Below are 15,338 nucleotides of genomic sequence, written 5' to 3'. Positions count from 1 at the left end.
TGGGTGCCAACCAAGGTTGGCCGCTACCAGGTTGTGCTTCGCTCCTGGTCGGCACCTGGCACGGTTGGCGTCTACCCGGGTGTTGCGCCAACGGCAGCCGAGCGTGGGCTCGGCTCTACAGGGGTGTTTGGTAGCCGTCAGGCGAATCGCAGGCTGACCCGCGCGCCGCCGATGGGGGCGGTACCGATCGCCAGCGCTGCGCCATGCCGTTGCGCGATCTCGGCCACGATCGCCAGCCCCAGTCCACAGCCGTCGCCTTCGCTGCTGGCGCGGTAGAAACGTTCTGTGACACGTCCACGCTCGGCCTCGGCGATGCCGGGGCCATCATCGTCCACCCACACCTGCACGCCGTCGGCATCCCGCTGCACACCCAGCGTGATCACGCCGCGCGCGGCGCCATAGCGCAATGCGTTGTCCAGCAGATTGCCCAGCGCTTCGCGCAACAGCTGTGGATCACCCTGCACCTGTACACCCTCGTCCGGCCCGTCGTAACCCAGGTCCACGCCCGCGGCCAGCGCCCGGTCGGCATAGCGTTCAACCACGCCCCGGGCAAGCGAGGCCAAGTCCACCGGCTGCAATGACAGCGCGCTGCCCTGCGAATCCTCGGAACGGCTCAGCATCAGCAACTGATTGACCAGGTGCTGCAGCCGCGCCAGTCCGGCCAGTGTGCCGGACAAGGCCAGCTGCTGCGCCTGCGGGTCGTGCTGGCGCAACGAACTTTCCAGCTCCACCTGCATGGCCGCCAACGGTGTGCGCAGCTGGTGCGCTGCATTGCTGACGAAGCGCCGCTGTGCGTCCTGCATCGCGTCCAGCCGTTGCAGCAGGGCGTTGTAGGCCTCCACCGCCGGCCACAGTTCGCGCGGTGCTTCCTGTGCAGGGTCCAGCGGCGCCAACGGGTCCGGACGTGGGCTGGCCAGCCGGCGCGCGACCTGGTTGGCATGGCGTGCGGCGGCGCCGGTGCCCGACCAGGCCAGCCATGCGGCCAGTGCCAGGATCGCGGCCTGAAAGGGAATACTGGTCATCAGCAGTTTGCGTTCCAGCCGATGGCGCTTGCGCAGCGTCTCGGCCACGCGCAGACGGATCTCATGGCCAGGCCCGGCGCTGACCACCACTTCCACCATGCGTACCGCCTGGCCGCGCAGGCGAGCGTCGTAGTAGACGGCGTCATTGCCTTCGGCGGCGACCGCTGGGCGCGGCAATGCCTCGGGCAGATCGCCATAGAGTCGCCCGCCGGTGGCATCGACTACCTCGCCATGCACTTCGTCGGCGGTGTCCCAGGTGAACATGCGCGAGACCGCCGGCGTGATCTCGATGGAGACCCGGTCGTCCTGCACCTTCACCAGCTCGGACAACGACATCGCCGAGTCCAGCAGCCAACGGTCGTAGACCTGGCCGGCGTAGAAGCGGGCCAGCGCGAACGAGCCGACCGCACTGCACAGCATCAGCACCAGCAGCGGCAGCCACAGGCGGCGCAGCAGCAGGCCGCGCAGGCTGTGCACGCGCTCAGCCACCGCCGGCCTCCAGCCGGTAGCCGAGGCCGCGCAGCATGCGGATGCCCACGCCGGCGCGCGCCTGTTCCAGCTTGCGACGCAGGCGGCTGACATGCACCTCGATCACCGACAGGTTGGCCTCGTGGTCCCAGCTGTACAACGCGTCGAACAGGCGCTGCTTGGTGACGGTGCGACCGGGATGCTGCATCAGCGCCTCCACCAGCGCCAGCTCACGTGCGGTCAGCTCGACGCGCTGGCCCTCCACCTGCACCTCGTTGCGGATGCTGTCGAAACACAAGCGGCCCAGCCGTTTCTGTGCCGGTGCATCGCTGCGCCGGCGTGACAGCGCACGCAGGCGCGCTTCCAGTTCGCCCAGCGCGAAGGGTTTTGCAAGGTAATCGTCGCCACCGCGGTCCAGCCCAAGGATGCGGTCCTCCACGCCGTCGCGTGCGGTAAGGATCAACACCGGCAGGGTGACGCCATCGTTGCGCAGCCGCGACAGCAGATCGAGCCCGTCCACGTCGGGCAGCGAGAGGTCCAGCACCATCACGTCATACGGTGCACTGGCCAGTGCTGCGGGTGCATGCAGCCCGCGCGACAGGTGGTCGCACAGATGGCCGGCACCCTGCAGGGCGCGGATCAGTCCATCGGCCAGGGCGGCGTCGTCTTCGATCAGCAGGATTCGCATTGCAAGCTTCGTGCAAGGTTGGGGCAAGTTTGGCGCAAGTCCGTCACCTTAACGTGACGTGCATGAATTTCTCCTTCATGTTGCGGCCGTGCTGGCCGCCCTTGTGTGCGCACCCACGGCGTCAGCGTTGTCGCTGGCCGAAGCGCAGCGTGCGATGGACGCCCACAACCCGGACCTGCGTGCGGCGGCACTGGAGCTGCGCGGAGTGCAGGGCGATGCGCAGAGTGCCGCGCTGCGGCCGGCAGCCGAGCTGTCGATCGGCAGCAGCAAGGTCAGCCCGAAGCATGGCATCGGCCCCGGTCGCTGGCAGGACAAGCGGGTGGACAGCACGCTGGGCCTGGGCTGGACCTGGGAGCGTGGCGGCAAGCGAGCGCTGCGCATCCGCCAGGCCGATGCGTTGCTGCAGGTGGCCGGGCTGGAGATGCTTGATACCCGTCGCCGCCAGCAGGTGGCATTGCATGAAGCCTATTTCGGGCTGAAGGGCGCACAGGAGCGCGCGCAGATCGCCGAGGCCAACCGGCAGAGTTCGGCCGAGCAGATGGCAGCGGCGGACAAGCAGGTGGCCACCGGTGCGATGGCGCCGGTGGATCGCGCGCGGCTGGCGGTGGACGATCTGGCAGTGGCCGACGCAGCACGCGAGGCGGCGCTGGACCTGCGCGATGCGCGGCACACGCTCGGCCTGTTGCTCGGCCGCGATGACAGCGGCGAACTGAGCGCCGATGACGCGTGGCCGGACGCCGCCGATGTGGCCGGTACGCGGGCCTTCGATCCGCAGCAGCGCGCCGATCTGCGAGCCGCGCGCTCGCGTCTGGCCGCCGCCGATGCCGGCGTGGCGCTGGCACGCAGCGAGCGCCACCGGGATATCCAGCTGGGCGTGGAGGCCGAACGTGAGCCGACTGATATCAGTGGCGTTACCTGGGGCGTGTCGTTGACCATTCCGCTCGGCGGCCCGGCGCGTGCACGCGGTGCGATCCAGCGCGCCGAAGCCGATCGGGACACGGCCGCGCTGGAACTGCAGGTGCAGCAGCGTGAGGCGCGTGCCGAACTGGACCAGCTGCAGGCCAGCGCGCAGGCCGCCGCGCAGCGCCGCACCGACTATGAAGGGCTGCACGCCGACGCCGCACGCAAGGCGGTGCAGGGCATCGAGCTGGCCTACCGCCGTGGTGCTGCCAGCCTGACCGATCTGTTGGATGCGCGCCGTAGCTGGCGCGACTTCGAGGCCGCGCTGATCGAAGCGCGCGCTGACCATGCCATTGCCCTGGCGCGCTGGGAAGCGGCCACATCCGTTGCTGAAGGAGAATCCCGATGAAGTCCACCTTCGCCCATCGCCCGCGGGCGCGACGTGCCGTGCTGCCGGTGTTGCTGGCGCTTCTGTTGCTGAACGGCTGCGGTCGCGAGCCGGCGTCGTACACCGAGGATGCGCCGCAGGTCAGTGCCGGGCAGATCCAGTTCCCGGCCGACAGCCGCCAGCTGGAGGTGCTGCGCAGCGAGGCGGTGACCGCCGGTGCCAGTGCCAGCCTGCAGTTGCCGGGCCGCGTGGTCTGGGATGAAACCCGCTCCAGTGCACTGCGCACGCCGTTGCCGGGGCAGGTGGCGCGCATCGAGGCGCAGCCGGGGCAGCAGGTGAAGGCCGGCCAGGTCATCGCCTGGATCACCTCGCCGGAGTTCGGCCAGGCGCAGGCTGAGGGCGCACGCGGCCGCGCCGAACTGCAGCAGGCGCGAAAGGAGCTGGAACGCACCCGCGAGCTGCACGCCGCAGGCGTAGCGTCCGGGCGCGAGCTGGACGAGGCCGAGGTCAACTTCGCCGGAAGTCAGGCCGATCACGCGCGCGCAACCGCCTTTGCCAAGGCCTATGGCAATGGCCAGCACGTCGATCAGCGCCTGCCGTTGCGCGCGCCCATCAATGGCGTGCTGGTGGAGCGGCGGATGAGCCCGGGCATGGCGGTCAGCGCGGACAGCGAGCAGCCGTTGGCGGTGATCGGTGACCCGGATCGCCTGTGGCTGCTGCTGGACATTCCCGAGAGCCTGGCCGGACGCTTGAAGGCCGGCATGCAGGTGAGCGTACCTGGCGCCGACGGCACGCCGTTGCAAGCCACGCTGCAGCACGTGGACGACTTCGTCGACAGCGAGCGCCGCGTGGTGCAGGCACGCGCCGAGCTGGACAACCGCACGCGCGGATTCAAGGCCGGGCAGTACGTGCGCGCGCAGGTGGCGCTGCCGGCCGAGGGTGGCGTCAGCCTGCCGGATGCGGCGGTGCTGCTGATCGATGGCAAGCAGGTGGTGTTCGTGGAAGAAGGCAGGGGCCGTTTCGTGCGCCATGCCGTGCATGCCGAAGAACTCGGTGATGGCCGCTTGTGGGTACGTGAGGGCCTGGCGGCCGGAAGCCGGGTGGTGGTCGAGGGCGGGCTGCTGCTGCAGCAGCTGGTGGACAGCGCACCGGCTGCTGCGGCTACCGTGGGTAGCACGGGGCATGCCGCGCCATGATCGATCGCCTGATTGCCTATTGCCTGCGCCAGCCGTTGATGGTGATGCTGGCGTTGCTGTTGTTCATCGGCGCCGGTATCGCCGCGTTCCGCGTGCTGCCGGTGGAAGCCTTCCCGGATGTGTCCGACACCCAGGTGACCGTGGTGTCGCTGCACCCGGGCCGTGCCGCCGAAGAGGTGGAACGCGAGGTGACGATGCCGCTGGAAGTGGCGCTGTCCGGCATTCCGCATTCGGTTCGGGTGTTCTCGCATACGCAGTTCGGCCTGTCGATGATCATCCTGACCTTCGACGACAAGGCCGATGACTATTTCGCGCGGCAGCAGGTGCTGGAGCGCCTGCAGGGTGTGGAACTGCCGGAAGGGGTGACCCCGGAGCTGGAGGCGATGAGTTCGGCGGTGGGCGAGATCTACCGCTACGTGCTGAAAGGCCCGCACATGACGTCCACCCAGCTGCGCACCACCCAGGAGTGGGTGATGGAGCGTGGACTGCGCACCGTGCCGGGAGTGGCCAATGTGGTCAGTTTCGGCGGTTTCGCCAGAACGTTCCAGGTCAAACCGGACCTGGACAAGCTGCGCGACCGCGGTGTCAGTCTCGGCGAGTTTGCCGAGGCGCTGGAGAAAGGCAGCTCGAACGCGGGTGGCGGCTATGTGGAGCGTGGCCAGCAGCAGTTCCTGATTCGTGGTGTTGGCCTGATGCGCACGCCGGCCGACATCGGCAACGTGGTGGTGGCGCAGCGCGGGGGTACGCCGGTGCTGGTACGCGACCTGGCCGGCATCGCCGATACCGGATTGCCGAGGCAGGGCCTGGTTGGACAGGACGACAACGACGATGCGGTGTTCGGCATGGTGCTGATGCGCAAGGGCGAGAACCCGTCCGACGTGCTCGATGCGCTGCATGCACGCATTGCCGAGATCCAGGCCAACCAGCTGCCGGCCGGGGTAAGCATCGAGCCGTTCTACGATCGCTCGTGGCTGGTCTCGACCACTTTGAAGACGGTGTTCCGCAACCTGTTGGAAGGTGCGGTGCTGGTGTTCCTGGTGCTGTGGCTGTTCCTGTACAACGCGCGAGCCGCGCTGATCGTGGCGGCGATGATGCCGCTGGCGCTGCTGTCGACCTTCCTTGGCCTGCACCTGTGGGGCGTGCCGGCCAACCTGCTGTCGCTGGGTGCGATGGACTTCGGCATCATCATCGATGGCGCGGTGATCGTGACTGAGCACATCGTTTCGCGACTCTCGAAGCTGCCACCCAACGCCGACCGGAAGACGCGTTTCTCGACCATCCTCTCGGCCGCATCCGAAGTGGGGCGGCCGACGTTCTTCTCGATGCTGATCATCATCGCCGCGCACATCCCGATCTTCACCCTGCAGCGCCAGGAAGGCCGCATGTTCGCGCCGATGGCCTACTCGGTGACCTCGGCGCTGATTGGTGCGTTGATCCTGGCGCTGACCGTGGTGCCGCTGTTCTGCTACTGGTGGTTGCGGCGCGACCGCATGCGCGACGGCAATCCGTTGATGGACCGCCTGGCCGGCTGGTACCAGCCGGTGCTGGAGCGCGCACTGGCGCGACCGCGTGCGGTGGTGCTGACCGCGGTTGCGTTGCTGGCCGGCACGCTGGCATTGGGTACGCGGCTGGGTTCGGAGTTCCTGCCGGAGCTGGACGAGGGTTCGATCTGGCTGACCGCTACACTCGATCCCAGCACCAGTCTGGCCGAAGCGCAGCAGCAGTCGCGGCGGATCCGCGAGCTGGTCGGCACCTTCCCGCAGGTGTCGACGGTGGTGGCCAAGCTCGGCCGCCCGGAAGACGGCTCCGATGCCAAGGGCGCCAACCAGATCGAGGCGCTGGTAGCGCTGAAGCCGGAGAAGGAGTGGCCGAGGGGCGTGGACAAGCGGCAGCTGGTGAGTGACCTGCAACGTGCGCTGGAGCAACGCATTCCCGGGCCGGAGTTCTCGGTCTCGCAGCCGGTGCGAGACAACATCCTGGAGAGCATTTCGCAGATCAAGGGTCAGGTGGTGATCAAGGTCAGCGGCTCGGACCTGGACGTGCTGAACCGGCAGGCGCAGGCGATCCTGGGCCAGGTGCGTGGCGTGGAGGGCGTGGAGAGCGCCTTCGTCGACCGCGACGGTTCGCTGCCGCAGCTGCAGATCGAGATCGACCGCGACCGTGCTGCGCGCTATGGCCTGAACGTGCGCGACATCGACGAGGTGATCGAGACCGCACTGGGCGGGCGCCAGGTCGGCGAACTGTGGGAAGGCGACCGCAGGTTCCCGATCACGCTGCGCCTGGACGACGCTGACCGTGACTTGCAACACCTGCGCATGGTGCCGGTCGGCATCGGCGACGGCCATACAGTGGCGCTGTCCGACGTGGCTGATTTCCGCATGGCCAGCGGCGCGATCAACATCTCGCGCGAGAACGCCCAACGGGTGAAGGCGGTCAGCATCTTCATTGCCGGGCGTGACATGGGCAGCGTCGTGGCCGACATGCGCAAGCGCGTGGACGCCAGCGTGCAGCTGACCGAGGGCTACCGGCTGGAGTGGTCCGGCGAGTTCGAGAACCAGCAGCGTGCGATGAAGCGGCTGGGCTGGGTGATCCCGCTGTCGGTGCTGATCATCTTCGTGCTGCTGTTCGATGCCTTCAAGGACATCAGCAGTGCCGCCCTGATCCTGGCCAACGTGCCACTGGCGATGATCGGCGGCATCCTGGCGCTGTGGTTGACCGGCATTCCACTGTCGGTGTCGGCGGCGATCGGCTTCATTGCATTGTTCGGGCAGGCCGTGCTGAACGGGGTGGTGATGCTCAGTCGCTTCGCGCAGCTGCGAGAGCAGGGCATGGACCTGCTGCAGTCGGTTGTGCAGGGCTCGCTGCAGCGCTTGCGTACGGTTCTGATGACCGCGCTGCTGGCAATGTTCGGGCTGCTGCCGATGGCCACCTCGCATGCCATCGGTGCCGAGACCCAGAAGCCGCTGGCGGTGGTGGTGATCGGTGGCCTGCTGTCGGCGATGCTGCTGACGTTGCTGGTGCTTCCCACGCTGTACTACTGGGTGCATCGCCGCCGCGAGGCACGGACGGGCTGACGGCGATATCCGGTTCTCCGCCCGGTAGATGCCAACCATGGTTGGCAGACGGTGAAACGCCCACCAAGGTGGGCGACTACCGGTGTGCGACGGCCGCGATCTACACCATCCCGCCGTTGGCGCGCAGCACCTGGCCGTTGATCCATCCGCCATCGGCACCGGCCAGGAACGCAACTGCACCGGCGATGTCCTCCGGTGTACCCAGCCGCTCCAGGGGGTTCATCTTCGCCAACCGCTCGATCAGCTCGGGCGATTTTCCATCCAGGAACAGGTCGGTGGCGGTCGGGCCGGGCGCTACCGCATTCACGGTGATGTTGCGCCCGCGCAGCTCCTTGCTGAGGATCGCGCCCATCGTCTCCACCGCTGACTTGCTGGCGGCGTACACGCCGTAGTTCTCCAGCCGGATGCCGACCACGCTGGTGGACAGGGTGATCAGCCGGCCTCCGTCGCGCACCCGTCGCGCGCTTTCGCGCATCACGTTGAAGGCACCCTTGAGGTTGATGCCGATCACCCGATCGAACAGGGCGTCGTCGGTGTCGGCCAGTGGCGCCAACTGCAGTACGCCGGCGCTGTTGACCACCACGTCGATGCCGCTGAAACGGGACTCGATGGCGTCGAACAGTTGGCGGACGGCCTGTGGATCGGCCACGTCGGCCTGCAGCGCGATGGCCTGCGCCCCGGCTGCGTTGAGCTCGGCCGCCAAGGCTTCGGCGTCGTCGCGACGGCCCGCGTAGTTGATCGCGACCGCGTGGCCATCGGCGGCGAGCCGGCGGGAGATGGCGGCGCCGATGCCACGGGAGCCGCCGGTGACCAGGGCGACGGAGCGGGCGGGGAGAGGGTCATGATCGGTTCCAGCGGAGCGCGCCGGAGTGGCGCAGGGCCATCTTCGCGGCATTGCCGTTTCGGATAATCGTGCATAATTCGTCAGCATTATCCGACTGGGCGAACAATGGATCGCTTCACTGCCATGCGCGCCTTCGTCCGAATCGTCGAGCGCCGCAGCTTCACCCGCGCGTCCGAGGACCTGGGCCTGCCGCGGGCCTCAGTGACCGACGCGATCAAGGCGCTGGAACAGCGGCTGGGCGTGCGCCTGCTGCACCGGACTACGCGGTTGGTGGTGCCGACGCTGGAAGGTGAGGCCTTCTATGGGAGGTGCCTGCGCCTGATCGCCGACATGGACGATGCCGAGGCCGCGTTCCGTGATGCGCCGCCTCGTGGTCCGTTGCGCATTGAAGTGCATGGCACGCTGGGCCGGCATCTGCTGTTTCCGCACCTGCCGGAATTCCTGCAGCGCTATCCGGAGATCGAACTGGAGGTCAGCGAAGGCGACTGCTATGTCGACCTGCTGCGCGAAGGCGTGGACGCAGCATTGCGGGTGGGCACGCTGGCCGACAGCGACCTGGCAGCGCGCCGGTTGACCCTGCTGCGCGAGGTCACGGTGGCCTCGCCAGGCTACCTGCAGGCCATGGGCATGCCGGGCAGCATCGATGCGCTGCAGGACGGCCACCAGATGATCGGCTACCGCTCCGGCGCCACCGGCCAGCTGATTCCTCTGGAGTTCCAGCAGGGTGGGCAGGTGCGCTACGTGCCGCTGCCCGCGCGGATGCGCGTTTCCGGCGCGGATGCCTTCCTCGGCGCCGCACTGGCGGGCCTGGGCATCATCTAGGCACCGCGCTACCGGATGGACCCATACATCGCGCGCGGGCAGCTGGTTGAGCTGTTGCCGGAGGCACCGCCAACGCCGAGCCCGTTGAGCCTGGTCTACCCGCGCAACCGCACGCCGTCGCCACGGTTGCGGGTGTTCATCGACTGGGTGGCTGGGGTGTTCGAGCAGACCGGGGGTGCCGGCCAGCGGCCGGCACTACCGGGTTGCGGCGCCCGGTAATACCAGCTCGAACACGCTGCCGGTGTCATCCGAGGCAACGCTCACGCTGCCGCCGTGCGCCTGTGCGATGGCGTGGGTGATCGCCAGGCCCAGCCCCGCACCTTCGTGGCGGCCGCGCTCGCCGCGGTAGAAACGATCGAACAGGCGCGGCAGCGCTTCGGCGGAAATCGGGGTGCCGACGTTGTGCACGCTGACCCTGCACACGCCATCGGCCTCGGCCAGCCGCACCCGCACCTCGCTGCCGGCAGTGGCGTGCTTCAATGCGTTGGACAGCAGGTTGGCGATCGCACGGTGCAGCATCAAGCGGTTGCCCTCGACGCGTGCGGTGCCTTCGCGGCGCAAGGTCAACTGCCGGTCCTCGGCCAGCAGGTCGTAGAACTCCAGCAGCGAATCCACCACCGCGTCCAGCGCCACCGGCTCGCGCGAAGGCAGCGCGCCGGGTGCCTCAGCCTGCGCCAGGTAAAGCAGGTCACCCACGGTCTGCGCCAGCTGCTGCAGTTCCTCGGCGCAGGACGCCAGCGTCTCGCGGTAGGCCTCATTGCTGCGCGGGTGCGCAAGCACCACCTGCACCTGGGTAAGCATATTGGTGATCGGCGTGCGCAGCTCGTGGGCGAGATCACCGGAGAACTCGGTCAGGCGCGCGAAGTCCTGCTGCAGGCGCGCCAGCATGCCATTGAGGGTCTGCGCCAGTTGCTCCAGTTCGGCCGGTGCACTGCGCGCGCTCAGGCGGCGCTGCAACCGGCCAGCGGTGATCTGCCTTGCCTCATCGGCCAGTGTGCGTAGCGGCCGCAGCGTTCGCCGCACGACATAGCCGCCGAGCAGGCTGCTGGCCACGGCGGCGCCGATGATGGCGATCGCCAGCAGGTGGCGGAAGCGCTGCAGGAAGTCGGCATGGCGGTTGTCATCGATGGCCAGCAGGGTGACCAGCTGGCCGCCGTCGGCCAGCGCCTGGCGCAGGTGCAGGGCATGCATGCAACGACCATCGGCGAGGATCCAGTCGTGCCGCCGTGGCGCGGCGTCGATGGGCTGGCCGCGTGCGTGCTCGCGCAGCAGTGCCGGCGCGGTGGAGAACAGCACGGTTCCGTGGCCATCGACGATATGGAACGCGATATCGGGATGATGGCCGAGCGCCTCGCCCAGGCGCTGCGCGCGTGCGGACGCAGACCCGTTGCCGGCCAGGTCGCGGATCAATGCCGCCTTGTTCTCCAGTTCGATGAAGTCCTGCGCCACCAGATCGTGACGGGCGCTGAAATAGATCGCCACGCCCAGCGTCGCCAGTACCAGCGTAGCGACGGTGGCGAACAGCAGCGTCAGGCGTACCGCGATGGAACGGCGCAGGCTCATCCTGCGTGAGCGGCGTCATCGTCAGGCGCCTCCAGCACGTACCCCATGCCGCGCACGGTGACGATCAGCCTGGCGTCGAAGCCATCGTCGATCTTCGCGCGCAGGCGCCGGATCGCCACATCGATCACGTTGGTGTCGCTGTCGAAATTCATGTCCCACACCTGCGAGGCGATCAGCGAGCGCGGCAGCACTTCACCCCTGCGGCGAGCGAGAAGCTCCAGCAGGGTGTATTCCTTCGAGCTGAGGGTGATGCGCTGGCCGCCACGCTCCACCCGGCGGCGCAGGGTGTCCACGACCAGGTCGGCGATGACGATGCGTTCGGCCTGCGGCAGCACCTGGCCACGGCGCAGCAGGGTGCGCACGCGCGCCAGCAGCTCGGCGAAGGCGAAGGGTTTGCCGAGGTAGTCGTCAGCACCCAGCTCCAGGCCCTGCACCCGGTCGGCGATGCTGCTGCGCGCTGTGAGAAACAGCACCGGCACCTGCCCGCCGGCGGCGCGCAGGCGTGACAGCACGTTCCAGCCGTCCATGCCCGGCAGCATCACATCGAGGATGACCAGCTGGTACTCGCCGCCGCTCGCCAGGTGCAGGCCATCAAGGCCATTGCAGGCCAGATCGACCACGTAGCCGGCCTCGATCAGGCCCTGGCGCAGGTAGTTTCCGGTCTTGGGTTCGTCTTCGACGATCAGCAGCTTCATGGTGCGCCCATCATCGCAGTTTGAGCTGTCATCGGCAGGCAGGGTTCATGCCAGCGGGTCCAGCGTGCCCAGTACAGCGACGCAGGCCAGTACCAGCAGCACCAGCGCCGACTCGCAGGCCAGGCTCTGGCGCAGCGCGCGCAGCGGACGCGGTTGCCAGCCGCCACGGATGGAGGTGGCCAGCGCCGGCACCAAGCGCCAACGATGCAGCGCAGCCAGCCCCAGCATGCCGGCCACCAGTGCCAGCTTCAACAGCAACCAGCGCCCATGCGCGGTGCCGGTCAGGGTCTGCGCGGAGCCACCGAGATCGACATAGGTGTAGGTGCCTGTCATCGCCAGGGTGGCAACAATGATCGTGCCGGGCAGTGCAAACCCGTGCGCGGCCTGCCACAGCGCATGGGTGCGTTCGCGCAGGCGCAGGCCCTGTGGGCGCAGCGCCAATTGCAGGATGGCGGCGATCGCGCCGACCCAGGCGCCGGCCGCCAGCAGGTGCACGATGCCGGCCATCTGCCGCAGTGTGCCGCCCAACCCCTCGCCGGCGGCGGCGTGCCCATTCCAGGACAGACTGGCCAGGGCCGTGGCCGCAAGCACGAGTGCGACCAACCGGCGCAGCCCCTGCAGCGGCCGGTCCCAGGCCAGCAGCGGCAGCATTGGCAGCACGGTGAGCATGCGCAGCAGCCCCGCCTCACCCACCGGTGTACCGGTGAAGAACCAGTGCGCCGTTTCGCGATCAATGTCGAGCGGCGCAACGCCGAGCACGCCGGAAAGACGGGTTACCGCGTCGATGATCACCAGTGCCAGCGCGATCAGGGGCAGTGCCCATCCGGCAGCGCGCGGCAGCGCGGGCCGCACGAACAGCGTCCGCCCGAACAGCAGCATCAGCGCCAGGTACAGCGCCAGCCGCAGCGCATACGTCGAGAGCTCGGCCATGACCCGGGCCTACTTCACAGTGAATCGGTAGCTGCCGGTGATCGGGTGGCTGTCCTGGCCGACTGCACGCCATTGCAATGCGTATCTACCTGCGGGCAGTGGCGCGGCGAAGCGGACACGCAGGGTATGTCCATCTTCGGAGATCTCCTGCGTGGCGGTCGGCATGGCCATCTTCATGCGGCCATGGTCCATGCTCAGCTCGATGCGCGTGGCACGGGGCATCACTTTTTCACTGAACTGAAGCTCGACCTGGCTGGCCGGGGCCACGGTCGCGTCGGCGGCCGGCGTCGAGCGCACCAGGCTGGGATGGGCCAGGGCCAGTGGCGCAACCGCGAGGCCGGACATGAGGGCAACAAGGGCGGTGGAGCGCAGCAGGGGGCGGGCCATGCATGGGTTACCTGTGGAAGACATGGCCCTCAGGGTGGAGGGCCGCGCCTTTCGTTGCCCTGACCCGTACATTACCGATCTGTCAGGTTCCGCCCGCCCACAGGTAGCGCCGGCCGCTGGCCGGCATCACATCGCGTGCAGCGGCCCCTGCATGCGATGGAAACTGCCATCGGTGGCGGTGAACCAGGCCAGCGAACGCCCGCCCACGAAGTCATCGACATGCACGACCGTAGCGCCATCGGCTTCCTGCCATGAAATGGCGTAGACCCCTTCGTTGATCCGCTGCCACTGGCAGGCGGCTTCGCCCTGCGCACCGGCATAGGCGCCGGAGACGATGGCGTACTGCACGTGCCGGCCATCGGCGCTGTAGACATTGTCGGCGGCCAGTCCGTCGTAGCTGACGCGGAAGCGTCGGCCGGCGAACACCGGAAGGTCAGTGGCGGTGTTCATCGGATCGCCACCGGGTTGATATTGACCTGGGTCGAGCCGACGTACAGCGGCTGGCCGAGCACGAACAGGAATTCCCAGGCCCTGTCGCGCACCAGTGCACGGCTGTCGATCAGCTCAAGATTGTAGATGCCGCGCTTGGCCAGCATGTACTGGTTGATCGGGAACTCCTCGGCGCCGTGCGGGTTCGGGTAGACCTCCGAGGCCCAGGTGTCGCCGCCGAAGGCAACGATGCCCTGGTCGGCCAGCCACCTCGCGGCCTCCATGCCGATGCCGGGTTCCACTGCCAGGAACTGTGCGTCGTCCTTGCCGATCAGTTCCAGCCAGCCGGTGTTGAACAGCACCACGTCGCCCTTGCGCAGGCGCAGCCCTGTTTCTTCAGCACGGCCTGGATGTCGGCCACGCTGAATTCGGTGCCGCCGGGCACGATCGCCTTGCCGTAGTACGCGGTCATGTCCAGCACGACGCCTCGGGTGACCAGTGGCGGCACCTTCTCGACGCCGAGCTTGCGCACGCCGTCCACGGTGACGAAGTCGGCGGCCTGGTTGCCGTTGTAGTAGACGTTGTCGATGCCGATGTGGCCGATGCCATTGAGCTGGGTGCCAACGCCGGTCCAGGCGTTGACCAGTTCATCGTTGAAGGTGAACTTGTTGGGGCCCAGCGACGTGCCAGCCTGCTGGCCGACCTGCACGTTGTACAGGCGGAAGCTGCGATGGCGGAACGCAGGCAGGTTCTTGTCCACCGGCACCGCCAGCGGATAGGTCTTGCCGGTCCTGACCAGCGAGACCGCATGCTTGACCACCTCTGCGGTCAGCAGGTTGGCCGCACCGATCTCGTCGTTCGCGCCGTAGGCAGAGGGATACCAGGCTTCGGCGGTGGCCTGGAAAGACAGCGGCAGGGTGGCCAGCGCAAGCGCGGCCAGGGTCTTCATCTTCATGGCAAAGCTCCGGTAACTGTTGACGGTCAGGCCGTCGCGGCGGCGCCGGCATGGGCCGGGAAGTGCGGCAGCACGTACTCGGCGATTTCGTGGAAGGTCTCGGCCAACGGCCGTTCGTTGCGGCGGAACTGCAGGCCGATGTGGTCGACACCGGCTGCCTGCAGGGCGTGCAGCTCGGCCAGCAGGGCGTTGCGGCCGCCGCGCAGGCCGAAGCGCCAGCGCTGCAGCGGGGCATCGGCATCGGCCATCAGGTCCAGATGGATGAAGCTGGCATAGGGCTTGTTGCCGGCCACGGCGCGCCAGGCCGCCACCCGTTGTGCATGATCCTGTGGCGTGCCCGGGTAGGCCAGGCAGCCGTCCATGTGCCGGCCGATCCAAGCCGGTTGCTGCTGGGCCAGGCCGGCCACGAACAGCGGCAAGGCCGGACCCTCTGCGGGCAGCACATCCAGGCCCTGCGGCAGGTGCGCGGCGGCGCCTTCGCGCAGAAGTGCGATCTGCTCGCGGAAGCGGCTGCCCCGGTTGTCGAAATCGCGGCCGAACAGCGGGTACTCCACCGGGCGATCGCCGCTGGCCACGCCCAGCAGCAGGCGGTCACCGCTCAGTCGCTGCACGCTGCGCGCCGACTTCAGGGTCAGCAGCGGCTCCCGGATCGGCAGCACCACCGCAGCGGTACCCAGCAGGATGTGCTCGGTGATGCCGGCCAGGTAACCGAGGTAACTGAACACCTCGAACACCTGTGCGGCATCGCCGAAGGCCGGGTCGTACACCGGCACGTCGCGCACCCACAGCGCACGGAAGCCGAGGCGGTCGGCCAACCGTGCCAGCTCCGCATGGCGCTGCAGGTCCGGTTCGCCGGGCAGGCGCTGCGCGGCGCGCCGTGCCTGTTCGCCCAGCGGAGTCCAGTCATTGTCCAGCGGTGCTTCGATGCCGATGCTGAAGCCACCGGCGTGCAGCTGCGTCAATGCACTGCGCATGGC

At 68.2% G+C, this 15,338-nt stretch carries 12 protein-coding genes and 2 pseudogenes; 4 read left to right on the top strand and 10 right to left on the bottom strand.

Going from position 1 to position 15,338, the window contains the following annotated elements:
- Window positions 1-137 precede the first annotated feature (137 nt).
- Window positions 138-1,511: a sensor histidine kinase gene (locus N4G47_RS09950; protein WP_475286834.1), complete on the bottom strand. Its 1,374-nt coding sequence runs from the start codon at window positions 1,509-1,511 to the stop codon at window positions 138-140.
- Window positions 1,504-2,178: a response regulator gene (locus N4G47_RS09945; protein WP_475286832.1), complete on the bottom strand. Its 675-nt coding sequence runs from the start codon at window positions 2,176-2,178 to the stop codon at window positions 1,504-1,506. The genes N4G47_RS09950 and N4G47_RS09945 overlap by 8 nt, the downstream gene beginning before the upstream one ends.
- A gap of 154 nt (window positions 2,179-2,332) precedes the next feature.
- Here N4G47_RS09945 and N4G47_RS09940 point away from each other — a divergent pair, with 154 nt between their 5' ends.
- Genes N4G47_RS09940 through N4G47_RS09930 form a run of 3 tightly spaced genes read left to right on the top strand, consistent with a single transcriptional unit; the run spans window position 2,333 to window position 7,736 of the window.
- Window positions 2,333-3,487, top strand: a complete 1,155-nt coding sequence (locus tag N4G47_RS09940; RefSeq protein ID WP_475289923.1) for a TolC family protein — start codon at window positions 2,333-2,335, stop codon at window positions 3,485-3,487.
- Complete coding sequence (locus N4G47_RS09935; protein WP_475286831.1) at window positions 3,484-4,662, top strand: efflux RND transporter periplasmic adaptor subunit; 1,179 nt, start codon at window positions 3,484-3,486, stop codon at window positions 4,660-4,662. Before N4G47_RS09940 ends, N4G47_RS09935 begins: the two co-directional genes overlap by 4 nt.
- Window positions 4,659-7,736 (top strand): efflux RND transporter permease subunit, encoded by a 3,078-nt coding sequence (locus N4G47_RS09930; protein ID WP_475286829.1) that lies wholly within the window; start codon window positions 4,659-4,661, stop codon window positions 7,734-7,736. Before N4G47_RS09935 ends, N4G47_RS09930 begins: the two co-directional genes overlap by 4 nt.
- 100 nt (window positions 7,737-7,836) lie before the next feature.
- On the opposite strand, the gene N4G47_RS09925 is transcribed toward N4G47_RS09930, so the two are convergent.
- On the bottom strand, window positions 7,837-8,631 hold the full coding sequence (locus N4G47_RS09925) for an SDR family oxidoreductase (RefSeq protein ID WP_475286827.1): 795 nt from the start codon (window positions 8,629-8,631) through the stop codon (window positions 7,837-7,839).
- 54 nt (window positions 8,632-8,685) lie between these two features.
- Here N4G47_RS09925 and N4G47_RS09920 point away from each other — a divergent pair.
- Window positions 8,686-9,621: pseudogene (locus N4G47_RS09920) on the top strand (LysR family transcriptional regulator).
- On the opposite strand, the gene N4G47_RS09915 reads toward N4G47_RS09920, so the two are convergent.
- The 7 genes and pseudogenes from N4G47_RS09915 to N4G47_RS09885 all read right to left on the bottom strand — a co-directional run bounded on the left by N4G47_RS09915 (window position 9,598) and on the right by N4G47_RS09885 (window position 15,335).
- Entirely contained in the window at window positions 9,598-10,965 is a 1,368-nt protein-coding gene (locus N4G47_RS09915) for a heavy metal sensor histidine kinase (protein WP_475286825.1), read from the bottom strand. The pseudogene N4G47_RS09920 and the gene N4G47_RS09915 sit on opposite strands and share 24 nt — an antisense overlap.
- Window positions 10,962-11,660 carry a heavy metal response regulator transcription factor gene (locus N4G47_RS09910; RefSeq protein WP_475286823.1) on the bottom strand — a complete coding sequence of 233 codons (699 nt, stop codon included), beginning with the start codon at window positions 11,658-11,660 and terminating at the stop codon, window positions 10,962-10,964. Before N4G47_RS09910 ends, N4G47_RS09915 begins: the two co-directional genes overlap by 4 nt.
- 45 nt (window positions 11,661-11,705) lie before the next feature.
- Entirely contained in the window at window positions 11,706-12,590 is an 885-nt protein-coding gene (copD, locus tag N4G47_RS09905) for a copper homeostasis membrane protein CopD (RefSeq protein ID WP_475286822.1), read from the bottom strand.
- A gap of 9 nt (window positions 12,591-12,599) precedes the next feature.
- Window positions 12,600-12,977: a copper homeostasis periplasmic binding protein CopC gene (gene copC / locus N4G47_RS09900; protein ID WP_475286820.1), complete on the bottom strand. Its 378-nt coding sequence runs from the start codon at window positions 12,975-12,977 to the stop codon at window positions 12,600-12,602.
- Window positions 12,978-13,103: 126 nt separating this feature from the next.
- Window positions 13,104-13,427 carry a MoaF-related domain-containing protein gene (locus N4G47_RS09895; RefSeq protein WP_475286818.1) on the bottom strand — a complete coding sequence of 108 codons (324 nt, stop codon included), beginning with the start codon at window positions 13,425-13,427 and terminating at the stop codon, window positions 13,104-13,106.
- Window positions 13,424-14,355, bottom strand: a pseudogene (locus N4G47_RS09890) (cyclase family protein). Before N4G47_RS09890 ends, N4G47_RS09895 begins: the two are co-directional and overlap by 4 nt.
- A 32-nt stretch (window positions 14,356-14,387) precedes the next feature.
- Window positions 14,388-15,335 carry a TIGR03571 family LLM class oxidoreductase gene (locus tag N4G47_RS09885; protein WP_475286816.1) on the bottom strand — a complete coding sequence of 316 codons (948 nt, stop codon included), beginning with the start codon at window positions 15,333-15,335 and terminating at the stop codon, window positions 14,388-14,390.
- Between the last annotated feature and the right edge of the window lie 3 nt (window positions 15,336-15,338).

The organism is Stenotrophomonas sp. GSD10 (assembly GCF_056172695.1).
The sequence above is the reverse complement of the archived record's forward strand: the minus strand, read 5'-3'. Positions and strand labels throughout refer to the sequence as shown.

Excerpts from the sequence above, each read along its gene's own strand:
- N4G47_RS09940 (WP_475289923.1), top strand. The coding sequence starts at position 2,333 with ATGGACGCCCACAACCCGGACCTGCGTGCGGCGGCACTGGAGCTGCGC.
- N4G47_RS09910 (WP_475286823.1), bottom strand. The coding sequence starts at position 11,660 with ATGAAGCTGCTGATCGTCGAAGACGAACCCAAGACCGGAAACTACCTG.
- N4G47_RS09930 (WP_475286829.1), top strand. The coding sequence starts at position 4,659 with ATGATCGATCGCCTGATTGCCTATTGCCTGCGCCAGCCGTTGATGGTG.
- N4G47_RS09895 (WP_475286818.1), bottom strand. The coding sequence starts at position 13,427 with ATGAACACCGCCACTGACCTTCCGGTGTTCGCCGGCCGACGCTTCCGC.
- copC (WP_475286820.1), bottom strand. The coding sequence starts at position 12,977 with ATGGCCCGCCCCCTGCTGCGCTCCACCGCCCTTGTTGCCCTCATGTCC.
- copD (WP_475286822.1), bottom strand. The coding sequence starts at position 12,590 with ATGGCCGAGCTCTCGACGTATGCGCTGCGGCTGGCGCTGTACCTGGCG.
- N4G47_RS09915 (WP_475286825.1), bottom strand. The coding sequence starts at position 10,965 with ATGAGCCTGCGCCGTTCCATCGCGGTACGCCTGACGCTGCTGTTCGCC.
- N4G47_RS09925 (WP_475286827.1), bottom strand. The coding sequence starts at position 8,631 with ATGCCGCGAAGATGGCCCTGCGCCACTCCGGCGCGCTCCGCTGGAACC.
- N4G47_RS09945 (WP_475286832.1), bottom strand. The coding sequence starts at position 2,178 with ATGCGAATCCTGCTGATCGAAGACGACGCCGCCCTGGCCGATGGACTG.
- N4G47_RS09885 (WP_475286816.1), bottom strand. The coding sequence starts at position 15,335 with ATGCGCAGTGCATTGACGCAGCTGCACGCCGGTGGCTTCAGCATCGGC.
- N4G47_RS09935 (WP_475286831.1), top strand. The coding sequence starts at position 3,484 with ATGAAGTCCACCTTCGCCCATCGCCCGCGGGCGCGACGTGCCGTGCTG.